The sequence below is a fragment of the Altibacter sp. HG106 genome, from assembly GCF_028561755.1.
In the GTDB taxonomy this organism is placed as follows: Bacteria; Bacteroidota; Bacteroidia; order Flavobacteriales; family Flavobacteriaceae; genus DFVG01.
In genome coordinates this window covers 64,233-79,442 of sequence record NZ_JAQQTD010000003.1, presented here as the reverse complement: position 1 = coordinate 79,442, position 15,210 = coordinate 64,233, and the positions used below count along the sequence as shown (strand labels likewise).

General features: G+C 43.4%; 18 protein-coding genes and 2 tRNA genes. 7 read left to right on the top strand and 13 right to left on the bottom strand.

All coding sequences use genetic code 11. The features are described 5' to 3' along the window. Positions 1-111 precede the first annotated feature (111 nt). Together mutS and PO830_RS05715 are read left to right on the top strand one after the other, a co-directional pair. Positions 112-2,727 carry a DNA mismatch repair protein MutS gene (gene mutS, locus PO830_RS05720; RefSeq protein WP_272852578.1) on the top strand — a complete coding sequence of 872 codons (2,616 nt, stop codon included), beginning with the start codon at positions 112-114 and terminating at the stop codon, positions 2,725-2,727. Positions 2,728-2,777: 50 nt separating this feature from the next. Beyond that, positions 2,778-3,569, top strand: coding sequence for a tail fiber domain-containing protein (locus tag PO830_RS05715; protein WP_272852577.1), 792 nt, complete (start codon positions 2,778-2,780; stop codon positions 3,567-3,569). A gap of 104 nt (positions 3,570-3,673) precedes the next feature. On the opposite strand, the gene PO830_RS05710 is transcribed toward PO830_RS05715, so the two are convergent. The 9 genes from PO830_RS05710 to PO830_RS05670 form a co-directional block, all read right to left on the bottom strand. Beyond that, a tRNA-Leu gene (locus tag PO830_RS05710) sits at positions 3,674-3,759 on the bottom strand. Between the two features lie 43 nt (positions 3,760-3,802). Beyond that, positions 3,803-3,875 (bottom strand) — tRNA-Gly (locus PO830_RS05705). Positions 3,876-3,982: 107 nt separating this feature from the next. Next, the gene (locus PO830_RS05700) at positions 3,983-4,444 is read right to left on the bottom strand and encodes a hypothetical protein (RefSeq protein ID WP_272852576.1); all 462 of its coding nucleotides are present in this window, start codon (positions 4,442-4,444) and stop codon (positions 3,983-3,985) included. Between the two features lie 10 nt (positions 4,445-4,454). Next, the gene (locus PO830_RS05695) at positions 4,455-4,577 is read right to left on the bottom strand and encodes a hypothetical protein (RefSeq protein WP_272852575.1); all 123 of its coding nucleotides are present in this window, start codon (positions 4,575-4,577) and stop codon (positions 4,455-4,457) included. 95 nt (positions 4,578-4,672) lie between these two features. Then, complete coding sequence (locus tag PO830_RS05690) at positions 4,673-5,104, bottom strand: hypothetical protein (RefSeq protein WP_272852574.1); 432 nt, start codon at positions 5,102-5,104, stop codon at positions 4,673-4,675. Positions 5,105-5,190: 86 nt separating this feature from the next. Next, positions 5,191-5,412, bottom strand: coding sequence for a hypothetical protein (locus tag PO830_RS05685; protein WP_272852573.1), 222 nt, complete (start codon positions 5,410-5,412; stop codon positions 5,191-5,193). A gap of 62 nt (positions 5,413-5,474) precedes the next feature. Then, entirely contained in the window at positions 5,475-5,726 is a 252-nt protein-coding gene (locus tag PO830_RS05680) for a hypothetical protein (RefSeq protein WP_272852572.1), read from the bottom strand. A 33-nt stretch (positions 5,727-5,759) separates the two neighbouring features. Then, on the bottom strand, positions 5,760-6,536 hold the full coding sequence (locus PO830_RS05675; protein ID WP_272852571.1) for a TIGR03915 family putative DNA repair protein: 777 nt from the start codon (positions 6,534-6,536) through the stop codon (positions 5,760-5,762). Between the two features lie 9 nt (positions 6,537-6,545). Next, positions 6,546-7,832, bottom strand: a complete 1,287-nt coding sequence (locus PO830_RS05670; protein WP_272852570.1) for a putative DNA modification/repair radical SAM protein — start codon at positions 7,830-7,832, stop codon at positions 6,546-6,548. Positions 7,833-7,904: 72 nt separating this feature from the next. Between PO830_RS05670 and PO830_RS05665 the strand changes: the two genes are divergently transcribed. Further along, positions 7,905-8,702 (top strand): LexA family transcriptional regulator, encoded by a 798-nt coding sequence (locus PO830_RS05665; protein ID WP_272852569.1) that lies wholly within the window; start codon positions 7,905-7,907, stop codon positions 8,700-8,702. Positions 8,703-8,759: 57 nt separating this feature from the next. Here PO830_RS05665 and PO830_RS05660 read toward each other — a convergent pair whose 3' ends face one another. From PO830_RS05660 to PO830_RS05650, 3 genes are read right to left on the bottom strand one after another with little or no spacing between them, the layout of a single operon-like run. Next, the gene (locus tag PO830_RS05660; protein ID WP_272852568.1) at positions 8,760-9,017 is read right to left on the bottom strand and encodes a PepSY domain-containing protein; all 258 of its coding nucleotides are present in this window, start codon (positions 9,015-9,017) and stop codon (positions 8,760-8,762) included. A gap of 32 nt (positions 9,018-9,049) precedes the next feature. Beyond that, complete coding sequence (locus PO830_RS05655; protein ID WP_272852567.1) at positions 9,050-9,304, bottom strand: hypothetical protein; 255 nt, start codon at positions 9,302-9,304, stop codon at positions 9,050-9,052. Between the two features lie 30 nt (positions 9,305-9,334). Further along, positions 9,335-9,550 (bottom strand): hypothetical protein, encoded by a 216-nt coding sequence (locus PO830_RS05650; protein ID WP_272852566.1) that lies wholly within the window; start codon positions 9,548-9,550, stop codon positions 9,335-9,337. Positions 9,551-9,666: 116 nt separating this feature from the next. On the opposite strand from PO830_RS05650, the gene PO830_RS05645 reads away from it, so the two are divergent. Next, the gene (locus PO830_RS05645; RefSeq protein ID WP_272852879.1) at positions 9,667-10,320 is read left to right on the top strand and encodes a DUF2461 domain-containing protein; all 654 of its coding nucleotides are present in this window, start codon (positions 9,667-9,669) and stop codon (positions 10,318-10,320) included. Here PO830_RS05645 and PO830_RS05640 read toward each other — a convergent pair. Continuing rightward, complete coding sequence (locus PO830_RS05640; protein ID WP_272852565.1) at positions 10,302-11,555, bottom strand: 3-deoxy-D-manno-octulosonic acid transferase; 1,254 nt, start codon at positions 11,553-11,555, stop codon at positions 10,302-10,304. The two genes, PO830_RS05645 and PO830_RS05640, sit on opposite strands and share 19 nt — an antisense overlap. A gap of 145 nt (positions 11,556-11,700) precedes the next feature. On the opposite strand from PO830_RS05640, the gene PO830_RS05635 reads away from it, so the two are divergent. The 3 genes from PO830_RS05635 to PO830_RS05625 are packed head-to-tail and all read left to right on the top strand — an operon-like array spanning position 11,701 to position 15,164. Next, positions 11,701-12,861: a DegT/DnrJ/EryC1/StrS family aminotransferase gene (locus PO830_RS05635; RefSeq protein ID WP_272852564.1), complete on the top strand. Its 1,161-nt coding sequence runs from the start codon at positions 11,701-11,703 to the stop codon at positions 12,859-12,861. Then, positions 12,858-13,877, top strand: coding sequence for a UDP-glucose 4-epimerase GalE (gene galE, locus PO830_RS05630; RefSeq protein ID WP_272852563.1), 1,020 nt, complete (start codon positions 12,858-12,860; stop codon positions 13,875-13,877). Before PO830_RS05635 ends, galE begins: the two co-directional genes overlap by 4 nt. Positions 13,878-13,886: 9 nt before the next feature. Continuing rightward, entirely contained in the window at positions 13,887-15,164 is a 1,278-nt protein-coding gene (locus PO830_RS05625; RefSeq protein WP_272852562.1) for a metal-dependent hydrolase family protein, read from the top strand. Positions 15,165-15,210 lie beyond the last annotated feature (46 nt).

Below are 15,210 nucleotides of genomic sequence, written 5' to 3'. Positions count from 1 at the left end.
ATACAGAAAAGCGAAGCTACTATTTGTTGATAACATCGGATAAAATGCCGAGAGTAGGACGGGACGACCGAGGGTAATTTTTTATTTTTATTCTTTCTGAATTTTGAGCATATGGCGAAGAAGGTAACACCCTTAATGAAACAGTACAATAGCATCAAGGCGAAATATCCGGATGCGCTCTTGCTGTTTCGGGTAGGCGATTTTTACGAAACCTTCGGAAGTGACGCCGTACGCGCGGCGAAAATTCTCAATATCACGTTAACGGCTCGAAACAATGGTGGGGATCAAACTGAGTTGGCAGGGTTTCCGCATCATTCCTTACATACCTACCTGCCAAAACTAGTGATGGCGGGTTGTCGCGTCGCCATCTGCGATCAATTGGAAGATCCCAAGCAAACAAAAACGATCGTCAAACGGGGGGTTACCGAGCTAGTCACACCCGGGGTGGCACTCAATGACGATATTCTAGAAAGCAAGCGAAATAATTTCTTAGCCGCTGTGCACTTCGGAAAACATGAGCTGGGAGTTGCTTTTTTAGACGTGTCTACGGGCGAATTTCTTACAGCAGAAGGTTCCTCAGAATACATCGATACGTTGCTTCAAAATTTTGAACCTTCCGAAGTATTGGTAAGCAAACCGAAGCGAAAACGATTTACGGAAATCTTTGGAGACCGTTATCACGCGTTCTACATGGAGGATTGGATTTTTCAAGCAGATTTCGCGCAAGAATCCTTAGAAAAGCAATTTGGCACGGTATCGCTGAAAGGATTTGGTATTGATCATTTGGAGGAAGGCATTATTGCTTCCGGAGCGGCCTTGTATTATCTCAGCGAAACGCGACACGATCGATTACAACACATCACGCGAATTTCAAGAATTGCTGAAGAGGCCTATGTTTGGATGGATCGATTTACGATACGAAATCTCGAATTGTATCATAGCACCCAAGAGAACGCAATCACACTGTTGGATGTGATCGACAAGACGAAATCTGCGATGGGTGGGCGCCTGTTGAAACGCTGGTTGGCCTTGCCATTAAAAGACGTAGTGGCCATTCAGAAGCGTCAGTCGGGCGTGGCGCATTTTGTGCAAGAACAAAAGCAGTTGGAGTTGGTACAAGAAGCACTTGCTGGAATGTATGATCTGGAGCGGCTCATTTCAAAATTGGCTACGGGAAAGATCAATCCCAGAGAAGTGATTCAGTTACAACAGTCTCTGCAAGCGGTGGAACCTATTCAAGCGTTGCTGAAAGGGGCTGGCACCAAGGAGATAAAAGCCATGGCCGAATCGTTAGATCCCTGTGATGAACTTTGTGCTATCATAAAGGAAGCACTTCAAGAGGAAGCTCCCGTACAACTGTCCAAAGGAAATGTTATTGCCAAAGGCTACCACGAAGCGTTGGATACCCTGCGTAGCATCGCTTCTGGCGGCAAAGAGTATTTGGACGCCATGTTAACACGTGAGAGTGAGCGTACCGGGATCACCTCGTTAAAGATCGCCTCAAACAATGTTTTTGGCTACTATATCGAGGTGCGAAATACCCACAAAGATAAGGTTCCCGAAGCATGGGTACGTAAACAAACCTTAGTGAGTGCCGAGCGGTATATTACCGAAGAATTAAAAGAATACGAACAGAAAATTCTAGGAGCTGAAGAAAAGATAGCCTTTTTGGAGCAACAATTGTTTTCAGAACTTCTTGAAAAACTCCTGGCGTTTATTCCGAAGGTGCAACAAACAGCCACTCATTTGAGTCGGTTAGACTGCCTCTGTTCGTTCGCCGAACAAGCGCGAAGCTGCAATTATAAACGTCCAGAATTCAATGATAGTTATGTCTTAGATATCAAAGAGGGGCGGCATCCCGTGATCGAGCGACAGCTTCCCCCCGAAGCGCCTTTTATTCCAAACGATGTGTTCTTAGATCGAGAGACGCAACAACTTATTATGATTACCGGACCCAACATGAGTGGTAAGTCGGCCATACTCCGGCAAACCGCATTGATTGTCTTATTGGCACAAATGGGAAGTTTCGTACCCGCCGCCGAAGTGACCATGGGCTGTGTCGATAAAATATTTACACGAGTTGGAGCGAGCGATAATATTTCAATGGGAGAGTCCACCTTCATGGTAGAAATGAATGAAACGGCAAGTATTCTCAATAACATATCCGACCGAAGTTTGGTGCTGTTGGACGAAATTGGTCGCGGTACAAGCACCTACGATGGCATTTCTATAGCCTGGGCGATCAGCGAGTATTTACATCAGCATCCAGCACGGCCCAAGACGCTATTTGCGACGCATTATCACGAGTTGAATGAGATGACCGATACGTTCGAGCGGATTAAGAATTATAATGTGGCCGTAAAGGAAATGAAAGATCAGGTATTGTTTCTTCGGAAATTGGTGCCGGGAGGCTCTCATCATAGTTTCGGAATTCATGTAGCGAAGATGGCCGGAATGCCACAAACGGTGTTGAAACGATCTCAGAACATATTAGAGCGCTTAGAAAAATCACACGGTTCCGAAGAGCTATCAAATCAAATGAAGGAGATCGGCAAAGACGAGATGCAACTGAGTTTCTTTAAATTAGACGACCCGTTATTGGCTGAAATCCGAGAGGAGATTTTACAATTAGACATAGACACGCTCACTCCGGTGGAAGCGTTAATGAAGCTCAATGAAATAAAGAGGTTGTTACAGCCCAGGGACAAGGTGAAATTGAAAAGCTGAGGTTTTCTGAGGAGGTCTTTTTCTCGTACCTTTGAGAAAACCCAATTAATTTGAATAAACACTTTTTTGTTCTCAATTTCCTTTTAATTATTGGAGTAACTGCTAGCTCTCAAGTAGGAATAGGAACAACCTCCCCGCAAGCCACACTCGATGTGGAAAGTAGCAGTACCACCCTCCCAATTATCAATCTTACTAGCTCTGGCGGCCTACAACGACTGCAGCTGCTCGACAATGGAGATATAGCCGTTGGAAATATTAGTCCGGCAAGGCTCATAGATGTAAGTGGTCAAGACAACAATGCCGTGGCGCAAATAGAGAACACGCGTTCAGGGACCACCGCTGATGTGCTTTATTTAGCCCTAGGACGAACAACTCCCGAGTCATCAAATAAATTTCTTCGTTTTTTGGCCAATGGTGCAGAAATCGGTTCAGTTTCCGGAAATGGTTCAGGCAGTGTGCTTTTCAATTCAGTGTCAGACAAGCGATTGAAGGAAAATATTACGCCTATTCACGGCGCTTTGTCGATAGTAGCAAAGATAAATCCGGTATCCTACAATTTCAAAGGTGTAGACAAGACTCAAAAAGAGGTTGGATTTTTAGCCCAAGAACTCTATCAACATTTTCCCTATGTTGTTAAAAAAGGTAGTGATGGTCCCTTAGCGAAAGAGCATTTGGAGGATACTGTATGGGCTATTGACTATGGAAAATTAACACCCTTATTGGTACGCGCAATTCAGGAGCAACAGCAGGAGTTAGAGACGAAAAATGAGAAAATCAGCGATCTTCAAGAACGTATTTTGACAATAGAAAAGGCCTTAGAGCGAACAGGGATTTCGCTGTAAGTACGTTTTATAACCCTTCCGAAACTTATCCTTAGAAAAACCAGTTTTTCACGGCTTTTGTGCATAAAAAAACCGAACCTTATCGGTTCGGCTTTCGCTTCAAGTACTCGGGACGGGACTTGAACCCGTACGACCGTTACTGGTCATTGGATTTTAAGTCCAACGTGTCTACCAATTCCACCACCCGAGCATCAGACTTTACTAAAAAAGCCGAAAACAAATTTCGGCCTTAGAGCGAAAAACGGGATTCGAACCCGCGACCTCCACCTTGGCAAGGTGGCGCTCTACCAACTGAGCTATTTTCGCGTATTCTAAAGAACGTGCTTTCCTTCGAAAGCGGGAGCAAATTTAAAACTTTTGTCCTAAATGCAAAGTATTTATTTCGGAAAATTTAAAGGGGTTTGCCGGTGCACCTATAACTTATCACTAAAAATTTTGCTGATCTCATCATCCACCTGATCTTTAAGATCCATGGTGTTCGATTCCTGTCGCTTTCCGATTTGATATGAGATATAAATCAAGAAAATAAGAATCGGTAATATGATAGGTAACGAGTACCAAAAATCAAATTCATCAATATAATCATTCTTGTGATTGATGACGCCCGCCAGTTGAAAGAGGAACATGGTTAGCGGCACTAGAATGGCATATTTCCACCAATTTTTGGAAGTTAAGAACCAAATCCCCGTTAAGAGTACAAAGGTAATTTTAGTGAAAAGGGCGTGCATATACGATTGCGCATGTGCGAAATTTCCAGCGTCGATGGTGCCTACGATTGTATGCCATTCCTTTGAATCGGTAGGTGCATACTTGTAGATGTAAAAAAGAAAGGGTGTCGCTATCAATAAAAATGATAGGAACACCCCTGATATCATAGAGAGTTTCTTATCCGTTGGGAGGAACTTCGTAGTCTGCTTTGTCGATTTGTTGTTCATCAGTAGTGATGGCTTCTGGGGTACAACTTGCAGCGAATGCAAGCAATGCTAAAATAAACATTAATTTTTTCATGAAGAATAGGTTTTTGTTGTTAATTATGTAACAAACCTACGCAGATCTTTCCAAAAATGTAATAGCCTTAAAAATATAAGTTTATGGTACCTTTGTTAGTTATTTTTTTCAGTTTTATCGATTAACGGCACAAATATACGATTAACTACATAATTTCCGAGGGTAAAATACCACGCAAAAAAGAGCGTCATACACAGGGCAAACACATGGGGTCCGAACCATCTTTCCAGAATATTATCAGGGTATATATAGGAGGTTTGTAACGCATATCCGCCAAATTCTAACAATCCCATCGCAATTAGTCCGTAGGCATATTGTGTAAAAACGGGATAGGGTCGCAATAGGATCGAAATAGGAACCATATAAAGTACATAGGTGGTAATGACCTGCCACCAGTAAGTGAATTTCGCAATTTCCAATTCCTGGCCAATCCAATTCATTACGAGTCCCCAACAAAAGTAGAAAAGGATGTATACGATCCACTGAAGATGCGTTGTTTTTTCAAGGGGTTCTATAAGGCGATGCATAATGTCTATAATGTTTGTCTAAGATAAAATTAGCTACAAAAAAACCCGGTATATACCGGGCTTTTTTATTCTTGAGAGAAATCTGACTAGTTATCCATATCGTCTGTTCCTTCTACTTCTTCTTCAATTTCTTCACCTACTTCGTTCGCGGCGTCTTCCACATCTTCAGCGGCATCTTCCATGGCGTCTCCTGCATCGTCGATAGCGGCTTCAATGTTTTCTTCTGTTCTTTCTTCCGTAGTTTCTCGGCAAGAGAATACAGAAACACTCAGTAATAAAGCGGTTATTGCTATAAATAGTTTTTTCATAATGGTATATTTTGTGTTAATAAGACGAAGGTACTTCAATAATAAAACAAATCTGTTAAAATTTAGTTATCATCACCACCCGGCATCTCGTCGGTGCCTTCAATTTCTTCATTTATTTCTTCTCCGGCTTCCTCAAGAGCATCTCCAGTTTCTTCCACAGCCTCTTCTACAGCTTCTCCGGCTTTTTCTAAATTATTTTCAGTGTCTTCAGCAGCCGCTTCTAGTGCATCTTCCGCTTTTTCTTGGGTAGTTTCTCTACAACTTACTCCCAATACAAAGAGCATAAGTAAGAGACTTAACGTGAGTTTTTTCATGGTGATTAGTTTTCTGTTACCTGTTAAAATTAATCATTTTTTTATTACGGGTTGTTTTTCGGTTAAATATTTCCAGTAGCGCTTCGGAACATGCCGTAAGTGGAGTTTGGTATTTTTGCGTGAGGCGATATTAGTATGTTGAAAATACGATTGCCACAAGGTCTGAAATTGCAGTTCTTCTTCCGAAAGATACAGGGTCGTTAGTCGTTCCGAAAGATTTGGAGCTAGTGCCTGCTCTAATTGCACTTCCTCAACCGTCTGTTCGTTATAATAAAATCCATAATTTCTCTTTACATCGTAAATCAACCACTGCTGGTCTGCGTACCGCGCTTTAAAATGGGCAACATTTAACGGGAGTACATTGAAATCGGGTGCCACGGTGGCTACGTACCAACCTTCTTTGGTCTGCATAAACCGAATAAAAGCATCCATGCGATGTTTCTCTCTTCCGATCATTTTTTGAATCTGAAGCATACGCGCTGTTAGGGGGTGCGCCGGATTCTTCGCCACAGTGCCCTGAGAGCTAAAGAAGGCTTTTAGAAAGGATATAAGCAATGATTCTCGTTCGGGTAATTCGCTTAAGAACACCTTATACATTAATTGCTGCACCCGTTTTCCACCTTTTTTCGCGATACCGTCCCACACCCGTGCAGCTTTGGTCGCATCGCTAAATACTTCTTCCGAAGTCATAAACAATGATGCCTGGGGTTGGTTGGCAAGTACTAATTGAAGGTCGTCTATCTTCTCTTCATACATCATAAAGACGGCGGTGAGCATCCCCTCAAAAGTTCCATCGTAGGTGAGCAGCATAGTATATCGTTATGAGACCAGGGCGGTGGTGGCCGATTGAAATAAATTAAGCTGACCGTTATAAGCGTGCTGATATTTACTCGTACTTTGCGACATAATGAGTCCTTTAATTTGAGCGGAAGTGTGGTCTTTATGGGTATGCGGACTCCCAGGACAATGAATAAAGTATTGCGCTCTGTTCAATGCCACGCCCATACGCTTTAAATCGTACCATCGAATGGTTTGATGTCTTCTTCCGCTGAGGATCTTATGAACAGATTTCATTCCAATACCCGGAATACGGGCCAACCATGATTTGTCTGCAGTATTAATATCAACCGGGAAAAAGGAAAGGTTGCGAAGCGCCCAACTTAATTTTGGGTCGATATCCATATCCAAATTAGGAGTTTCTTTGTTTAATAATTCACGAATATCGAAGCCATAGAATCGCAATAACCAATCGGTTTGATAGAGCCTGTTTTCGCGCATCATAGGGACTTCAGTGCCAATGGCCGGAAGCCGAGGATCGTAGCTGATAGGAATATAGCCCGAGTAATACACCCGCTTCATTTGAAACTTCTTGTAAAAATAGGCCGAAGTGTACATAATTTGAGCGTCCGATTCGCCACTGGCGCCAATAATCATTTGAGTGCTTTGCCCAGCCGGAGCATACACCGGCGTGTGGCGAAATTTTTTCTTCTCTGAACGATACACCTGAATTTCCTGCTTCACCTTCCGCATGGGTTTAATGAAATCTTCCCGATTTTTATCCGGAGCTAGTTTTTTTAATCCCTGTTCCGTGGGAATTTCAATATTCACCGATAAACGATCGGCATACAACCCTGCTTCGCGCATGAGTTCATCGCTGGCACCCGGAATGGACTTCAAATGAATATATCCATTGAAGTTTTCTTCCTCACGAAGTTTTTTCGCCACCCGAACGAGGCGTTCCATGGTGTAATCGGCGTTCTTAAATATTCCGCTGGAAAGGAACAATCCTTCAATGTAATTTCTTCTATAAAATTGAATGGTAAGATCAACCACCTCCTGCACTTGAAACGCGGCACGCTTTATATCATTACTTTTTCGTGTGACACAATAGGCGCAGTCGAAGATACAATAGTTGGTCAATAAGATCTTCAGAAGGGAAACACAACGACCATCTTCGGTATACGAATGGCAAATACCCATACCCGAACTATTGCCTAAACCTTTATTTGTGTTTTTCCGAGTGCTTCCGCTAGAGGCGCACGAAACATCGTACTTGGCAGCATCTGCTAATACTTCTAATTTTTCTTTAATACGTTCAAAATTCACAGCAATTGGATTTGTTCCAAAAATATGGAAAAAATCCCATAAGAAGGAATAAGTCCGTTTAAAATTTGGAATATGTCCAAAATACCGTATCTTTCGGGTATGGTAAAAGATGTATCTATTGAGGCTAAACGGTTTAAGCGTGTTCGTGAGGAACAGCATCACACCCAACAATCGTTTGCAGAACTCTTAGGAATTGGTACTACTACGGCCGATATTGAACGCGGGAAGACAAAGATTTCCGGAAAAGCAGTGATGGAGCTGTTGCGACAGTTTCAGATTAATCCGTTGTGGTTGTTCGGAAACAGTATTCGACAGTATGTAGATATCAATGGTGGCGATGTAAGTCCGAAAGTGATCACCTTAAACGAAGCTTCCGAAGACAGTATCTTATTAGTAAATCAAAAAGCGGCAGCGGGTTACCCTCACAATATTCAGGACGTTGAGTGGTATCAAAGTCTGCCAGCTTTCAACATTCCTCTACCGCAATACCGAAACGCGACCTATCGAGGGTTTCAGGTAGAAGGCGATAGTATGCTTCCTAACATCCGTCCCAATGAATGGGTGCTGGGGAAGGCGGTGTCCAGCATTTCAGAAGCTAATGACAGTAAGATCTTTATCGTTGTATTACACGATTCGGTGCTGGTAAAAAAACTTCAAAAAGTCGCCGGAAACCCTGAAAAAGTTCGGTTGATCTCCCTTAACCCGGAGTATTTACCTATCGATGTGGAGGTAAAAGATATTCAAGAGCTTTGGCAAGTGAACAGCAAACTTACCTTTGGTGTAGACGAACCTAATGATAGTACTTTATTACGCCAATTGCAGCAGTCTATGGAAGAACTTAAAGGACAGATCCATAATTTGAATACATAAAAAAGGGCTTCTTTTCAGAAACCCTTTGTAAAACATTAACTTTCGGATGATCGCTTCTTAAGCGTCGTCATTTTCGGTTTTGATCTTGATTTTAGATTCGCCGTCTTCCGTTTTGATTTTCACCTCTTTATTTTCGGTTTCCATCTTGATCTTCGTTTCGTCGTCATCTACTTTCTTCTTGATCTCGGCTCCTTCGGCTTCCATTTCTTCCACGAGTTCTTCCGCCGTCATTTCCTCTTCTTTGGTCTCGCGACAAGAAGTAAAAGCGGTAGCCATAAAGAGCATACATAAACTGATATACAGTATTTTTCTCATAATATTCATTTTGGTTACTTTGTAAATTCTAATTAGGAGGCATCGTCGGTACCGCCTAAACCGGTGTTTTCCTGAGCTTCGTTTACGCCTTCTTGAAGCGTATTCTCTACAGGATCGGTAGCGTCGTCATCTACTGCGTCTTCTACTTCATCCGCTGCATCATCAATGGCATCTTCAACATCATCCACAACATCTTCCATATCATCGGCTTTTTTGGTGTCGCGACAGGAAATGAAGGTGGTACTAAAAGCAGCTACCAGTAGCAAGCTTATCATTAGCTTTTTCATAAAAAAATAATTGATTAGGTTGTTTTAGAATTAATCGTCGTTCCCTATTTTGTCAATTTCTTCGTTGATCTCTTCATTGACTTCTTTGTCGACCTCCTTGGCGGTACGCTCAAGAATTCCTTCGGCTTCTTCGTCGGTTGTTTCCACTTCAACTTCGCGAATTACCTCTTTTTCTGTGGTTTCTCTACAAGAATACGTTAGTGCTGTAGAAGCAGCTAAGGCAATGACTAAAACAATACGTTTCATAAGGTTAGGGTTTTGATTTAGGAAACAAAGCTACAGGATTTAACATTTGACATATTGTAAAGTTTTATTAAATTTTTTGTGGCTTCGTTGGAGATACTACTACTTTTATGCGAGATATGAATTTTAACGCCCTTTTTTCTTTTCTAGAGCGCCTCGTGCAGCATAATTCAACCGATTGGATGGACGACCATCGGTCCGAATACCATGACATTAGAGATGATTTTATTGCTTGGCTAGACCAGATGAACCTACGTTTGGCGCAGCTAGACCCTGATTATTTTGATACTCCGGGTAAAAAAGCGATCAATCGAATCAATAATAACTTAATGTTTCATCCTAACCGTCCCGTTTATAAGGATCATTTTGGCGCGGGTCTCGATCAGGTTAGCAAACAAGGCGATTTCTATCTCCACTTTGGCGTGGAAGCGTGTTTTATTGGTGGAGGCTATTGGCATCCCAACTCAAAATTGCTTCGCAGCATAAGACAGGCTATTGATTATAACGGAAATGAGTTGCAAAAGATCTTAGATACCCCAAGTTTTAAGAAAATGTTTGGCTCGCTTGTGGTGGATGATCCGTTAAAGACCGCTCCCAAAGGTTTTTCGCAAGACCATGAGCACATAAATCTCTTGAGGCGAAAATCGTTTGCCGTAACACGACCACTGAATCGAACGGAAATTGTGGCGGACAATTTTGAAGAGGTAGTTGTTGAAATCTACAAAGAAATGCTTCCGTTTCGGCGCTATCTCAATCAGGCCGTTACGGTGTAATGCTTCTGAAGAAAATCTAGGATAGTTGCCGTGGCCCCTGTATTACTATTAATGTAATGGCCTGCAATCATTCCGGTTTTTTCTCGGAAGGTTTTGTCTTGGATAAAGTGTTGAAGGCGTTCGGTGCAGGCTGCGGCACGATCTACCACGTACAACCCTGCTAACTGCCGCAATCGTTTGGCTTCTGGAAATTTTTCAATGTTCTTACCAATAACGATCGGCACTCCAAAAGTAGCGGGTTCCAAAATATTATGTAGGCCGGTGCTGCCCATGGCGCCTCCCACGTAGGCAATATCAGCATAACTGTATAGCTTGCTTAGGAGTCCGATGTTGTCAATAATCAATATTGTCGCCTCAGGTTTTTGCAAGCGCTGTTTTGCTTCGGAATATAATAGGCTCTTTTCCCCTAATGCGGTTTGAAGCCGACGAATGGTCGCAGCATCTACATGGTGAGGGGCAAGAATGCATCGAACCCCTTCCGGAAGGTCTTGAAGAAACGGAAGCAATACGGTTTCATCTTCAGGCCAAGTACTTCCGCAGACCAAACAAAGCTTGTCTTGTACAAATTGCTCCGCCAGGGGCACTGTATTGTCCATTTCAATTTGCTTGGCCACACGATCAAATCGCGTGTCTCCACTTACTGTCGTATTCGTGAGTCCGATGCCATGAAGCAAGGTTTCAGAAGCTGTGTTTTGAAGAAAAAAGTGATCAAAATTCCCCAGTGCGTTCCGATAGAAACCTCCATACGACTTAAAAAAAAGTTGCTTTGGTCGAAAAAGTCCCGATACCAGAAACGTAGGCACCTCCTTCGATTTTAATTCTTTCAAATAATTGGGCCAAAATTCATACTTCACAAAAAAGGCGAAACTAGGTTTCACGAGCGTAACAAACCGTTTGGCGTTGGAGGGGGTATCCCAGGGTAAATAGACCACCACATCGGCTATAGGGGCGTCCTTCTTCACTTCATAACCCGAAGGAGAAAAAAATGATACGACTATTTTGAAGGCGGGATAGGCTTTTTTCATGGCTTCCATGATAGGAAGACCCTGTTCAAATTCTCCTAAAGAAGCGCAGTGAAACCACATAGTTTTGTCATGTGGCTGTAGGTGGTTGGTAAGCTTCGGAAAACTTTGAGTGCGCCCTCGAACGAAGGTCTTCAGTTTCGGACTAACCACTTGGAGGCACCAAATGGCGGCGTACGATAGTCGAATTAAGAAGTTGTATAAAAGTTGCATGAACGCTCTCGGCAATTTCAGGATCGAAGAGAACAAAGATAACGGAAACATTCCGCTTATTGCTAAAAAGCTTTTTTCAAGCCGGTTTAACGCGAACAAATTTGTAATTTTACGAGGTATATAATAGGAGATTTCAACGCAGCGTATGAAAAAAATACAGATGGTCGACCTGAAAGGTCAATACGAAAAAATAAAGGAACAGGTAGATCAATCGGTGCTGGAAGTAATTTCTTCCACCGCCTATATTAACGGTCCTGAAGTTCAGGCGTTTCAACAAGAATTAGAAGCTTATTTAGATGTGAAGCACGTCATTCCCTGTGCAAACGGAACCGACGCCCTACAAATTGCCATGATGGGTCTGGGGTTGCAACCCGGGGATGAAGTGATTACCGCCGATTTTACGTTTGCGGCTACCGTAGAGGTGATCGCTTTGTTGGGTCTTACCCCTGTGTTGGTGGATGTGGATCCGGTGAGTTTCAATATAGACATTGAAGCGGTAGCCAAAGCGATCACACCAAAGACAAAAGCCATTGTGCCGGTGCACTTATTTGGACTTGCCGCGCCCATGGACGAACTAATGGAGCTCGCCAAAAAGCACGAGTTGTACGTAATCGAAGACAACGCACAAGCCATTGGAGGCACGTACACTTCCAAGGACGGGAGCAAGAAAAAAACAGGAACCATTGGGCACGTGGGTTCAACCTCCTTCTTTCCGAGCAAGAATCTGGGATGCTATGGTGATGGCGGTGCCATTTTCACCAACGACGATGCCTTAGCTCACACTATTCGAGGAATCGTAAATCACGGAATGTACGTGCGGTATCATCATGACGTGGTAGGGGTGAATTCGCGCCTGGACTCTATTCAGGCGACCATATTGCGGGCAAAATTGCCGCTACTTGATCAATACAACGCTAGCAGGAGAAATGCTGCCAGAGCCTATACAAAGGCCTTTCAAGGTGTAGAAAAAATTGTCACACCAACCGGTTTTTGTGACGCGGCTTTAGGAATTTGCGACGTATGCGACTGTCATGTCTTTCATCAATATACATTGCGCGTATTAGACACCGATCGCGACGGATTGGTAGCCTTCTTGAATAAGCGCGGAATACCTTGTGGCGTCTATTATCCTATTCCACTTCACCTGCAAAAAGCATATGCCGATACCCGTTATCAAGAAGCAGATTTTGCGGTAACCAATCAATTGGTCAAGGAAGTGATTTCCCTACCGATGCATACCGAATTAGACAACGAACAAATTGACTACATCACTCAAGCGGTGATAGAATTTGTAACCTCATCATGAAAAAAATACTCGTAACAGGTGGGTTAGGATACATCGGTTCTCATACCGTAGTCGCGCTTCAGGAAAGGGGGTTTAAAGTGGTAGTGGTGGATAATCTTTCCAATGCTTCCATTGACGTACTGGTGGGTATTGAAGCCATTACAGGCACGGCCCCAGAATTTGAGCGACTGGAACTTAGAGATAAGTCGGCTGTAGCCGATTTCTTCCGAGAACATCAAGATTTGGACGGCATTATTCACTTTGCGGCGAGCAAGGCGGTGGGTGAAAGTGTTGAAAATCCGCTGTTGTATTATGAGAATAATCTTCATTCTCTGGTATATCTGCTTCAGAACTGTATCGAACATCAAATTCCCAATATCATCTTTAGTTCCTCATGTACTGTTTATGGGGAACCAGATCAACTCCCAATTACCGAGCAAGCTCCGGTAAAGCAGGCCACTTCTCCTTATGGCAATACCAAACAGATCAATGAAGAAATTTTAAGAGATACCTGTGCGGCTTCTAAGCTGCAAGCCATTTCGCTCCGCTATTTTAATCCGATTGGAGCCCATAAGTCGGCTCAAATTGGAGAACTTCCCGTAGGCGTTCCGCAGAACCTGGTGCCTTTTATAACGCAAACCGCGGCAGGGATACGAGAAAAACTGTGGGTCTTCGGAAACGATTATCCTACAGCAGATGGCAGTTGCATACGCGACTATATTCACGTAGTAGATCTGGCTGAAGCTCATGTGGTAGCTTTACAGCGATTGCTACAGCAACAATCTGAAGAAGCGTTTGAAGTATTTAATGTAGGTACCGGGAAAGGAAGTTCGGTCGTAGAAGTGATCCAAGCTTTTGAAAAAACAACCGGAATCACGTTACCCTACGAGGTAACCGATAGACGCCAAGGTGACGTTGTTTCGGTGTATGCCGATACCACTAAAGCGAACAATGTCCTTGGGTGGAAGGCAAAAAAGTCAATGGAGGAGGCGCTAGCTTCCGCTTGGAAGTGGGAGCAACAAATTAGAAACCAATAATTATTCATTATGAAATATCTTTACTGTCTCATTTTTATTCTTGCGTTTGGAGGTCTTACGGCCCAGAGTACTTACATTCATTGCGGAAAATTGGTAGACACCCAATCCGGAACGATTTCAGAACAAAAAACGATCGTCGTTCAAGGTAATAAGATCACTCAGGTTCGAGATGGCTTTTTTGCCACGAAACGCGCAGACGATGTCGTCATCGATCTCAGTGACAAAACAGTCATGCCGGGATTGATCGATATGCATATTCATATTGAAGGTGAAACCAATCCCAACCGGTATCTAGAAACCTTTACGTTAAACGACGCCGACGTTGCCTATAATGCCGCAGAAATTGCCGAGCGTACCTTGATGGCCGGTTTTACCACGGTACGAGACCTGGGGGGGAGTGGCGTGAATGTAGCGTTACGAGATGCGATTGCCCGAGGAAAAGTGAAGGGTCCTCGTGTGTTCACGGCGGAAAAAGCGATCGGAACCACAGGAGGTCACGCAGACCCTACCAATGGTCGAAATCGAGAATTGATGGGAGATCCAGGGCCTAAAGAGGGAGTGATTAATGGTGTTGATGACGCACGAAAGGCGGTACGACAACGTTACAAAAACGGTGCCGATTGGATAAAAATTACCGCCACAGGGGGAGTCTTAAGTGTGGCGAAAAGCGGACAAAATCCTCAATTTACGCAAGAAGAAGTAGATGAAATTGTACGCACGGCGAAGGAATACGGCATGAAAGTGGCGGCACACGCCCACGGCATTGAAGGTATGAAACGAGCCATTCGCGCTGGTGTTACGACCATAGAACACGGTTCTTTAATGGATAAGGAAACCGCGGCCTTAATGAAGCAATACGGAACGTATTTAGTACCTACCATTTCTGCAGGGCGCTATGTAGCGGATAAAGCAAAGGAACCCGGATATTATCCGGCGATTATCGTGCCCAAGGCATTGGAAATTGGTTCCAAGATCCAAAATATGTACGCCATGGCGTATGAAGAGGGAGTGAATATTGCGTTTGGTACCGATGCCGGTGTGTTTCCGCATGGGCAAAACGGAAAGGAATTTGGCTATATGGTGGAAGCCGGAATGCCGGCAATGGCCACCTTGCAATCAGCTACCATTACCAATGCAAAATTGCTTGACATGGAAACATCTCTTGGGCAAATTAAAGAAGGCTTCTTAGCAGATATCATCGCGGTGGAAGACGATCCTACCCGTACGATCGACACTATGGAAAATGTGGTATTCGTGATGAAACACGGTGTTGTTTATAAGGATTAACAAGGTCTTAACATAGCTTTAACAAGTATCGCTTGGGCTCGGGAAG

What these genes read in the sequence shown, in the direction of transcription:
- mutS (WP_272852578.1), top strand. Translation starts at nt 112, where the DNA reads ATGGCGAAGAAGGTAACACCCTTAATGAAACAGTACAATAGCATCAAG.
- PO830_RS05700 (WP_272852576.1), bottom strand. Translation starts at nt 4,444, where the DNA reads ATGATATCAGGGGTGTTCCTATCATTTTTATTGATAGCGACACCCTTT.
- PO830_RS05695 (WP_272852575.1), bottom strand. Translation starts at nt 4,577, where the DNA reads ATGAAAAAATTAATGTTTATTTTAGCATTGCTTGCATTCGCTGCAAGT.
- PO830_RS05690 (WP_272852574.1), bottom strand. Translation starts at nt 5,104, where the DNA reads ATGCATCGCCTTATAGAACCCCTTGAAAAAACAACGCATCTTCAGTGG.
- PO830_RS05685 (WP_272852573.1), bottom strand. Translation starts at nt 5,412, where the DNA reads ATGAAAAAACTATTTATAGCAATAACCGCTTTATTACTGAGTGTTTCT.
- PO830_RS05680 (WP_272852572.1), bottom strand. Translation starts at nt 5,726, where the DNA reads ATGAAAAAACTCACGTTAAGTCTCTTACTTATGCTCTTTGTATTGGGA.
- PO830_RS05675 (WP_272852571.1), bottom strand. Translation starts at nt 6,536, where the DNA reads ATGCTGCTCACCTACGATGGAACTTTTGAGGGGATGCTCACCGCCGTC.
- PO830_RS05665 (WP_272852569.1), top strand. Translation starts at nt 7,905, where the DNA reads ATGTCCAAAATACCGTATCTTTCGGGTATGGTAAAAGATGTATCTATT.
- PO830_RS05660 (WP_272852568.1), bottom strand. Translation starts at nt 9,017, where the DNA reads ATGAGAAAAATACTGTATATCAGTTTATGTATGCTCTTTATGGCTACC.
- PO830_RS05655 (WP_272852567.1), bottom strand. Translation starts at nt 9,304, where the DNA reads ATGAAAAAGCTAATGATAAGCTTGCTACTGGTAGCTGCTTTTAGTACC.
- PO830_RS05650 (WP_272852566.1), bottom strand. Translation starts at nt 9,550, where the DNA reads ATGAAACGTATTGTTTTAGTCATTGCCTTAGCTGCTTCTACAGCACTA.
- PO830_RS05645 (WP_272852879.1), top strand. Translation starts at nt 9,667, where the DNA reads ATGAATTTTAACGCCCTTTTTTCTTTTCTAGAGCGCCTCGTGCAGCAT.
- PO830_RS05640 (WP_272852565.1), bottom strand. Translation starts at nt 11,555, where the DNA reads ATGCAACTTTTATACAACTTCTTAATTCGACTATCGTACGCCGCCATT.
- PO830_RS05635 (WP_272852564.1), top strand. Translation starts at nt 11,701, where the DNA reads ATGAAAAAAATACAGATGGTCGACCTGAAAGGTCAATACGAAAAAATA.
- galE (WP_272852563.1), top strand. Translation starts at nt 12,858, where the DNA reads ATGAAAAAAATACTCGTAACAGGTGGGTTAGGATACATCGGTTCTCAT.
- PO830_RS05625 (WP_272852562.1), top strand. Translation starts at nt 13,887, where the DNA reads ATGAAATATCTTTACTGTCTCATTTTTATTCTTGCGTTTGGAGGTCTT.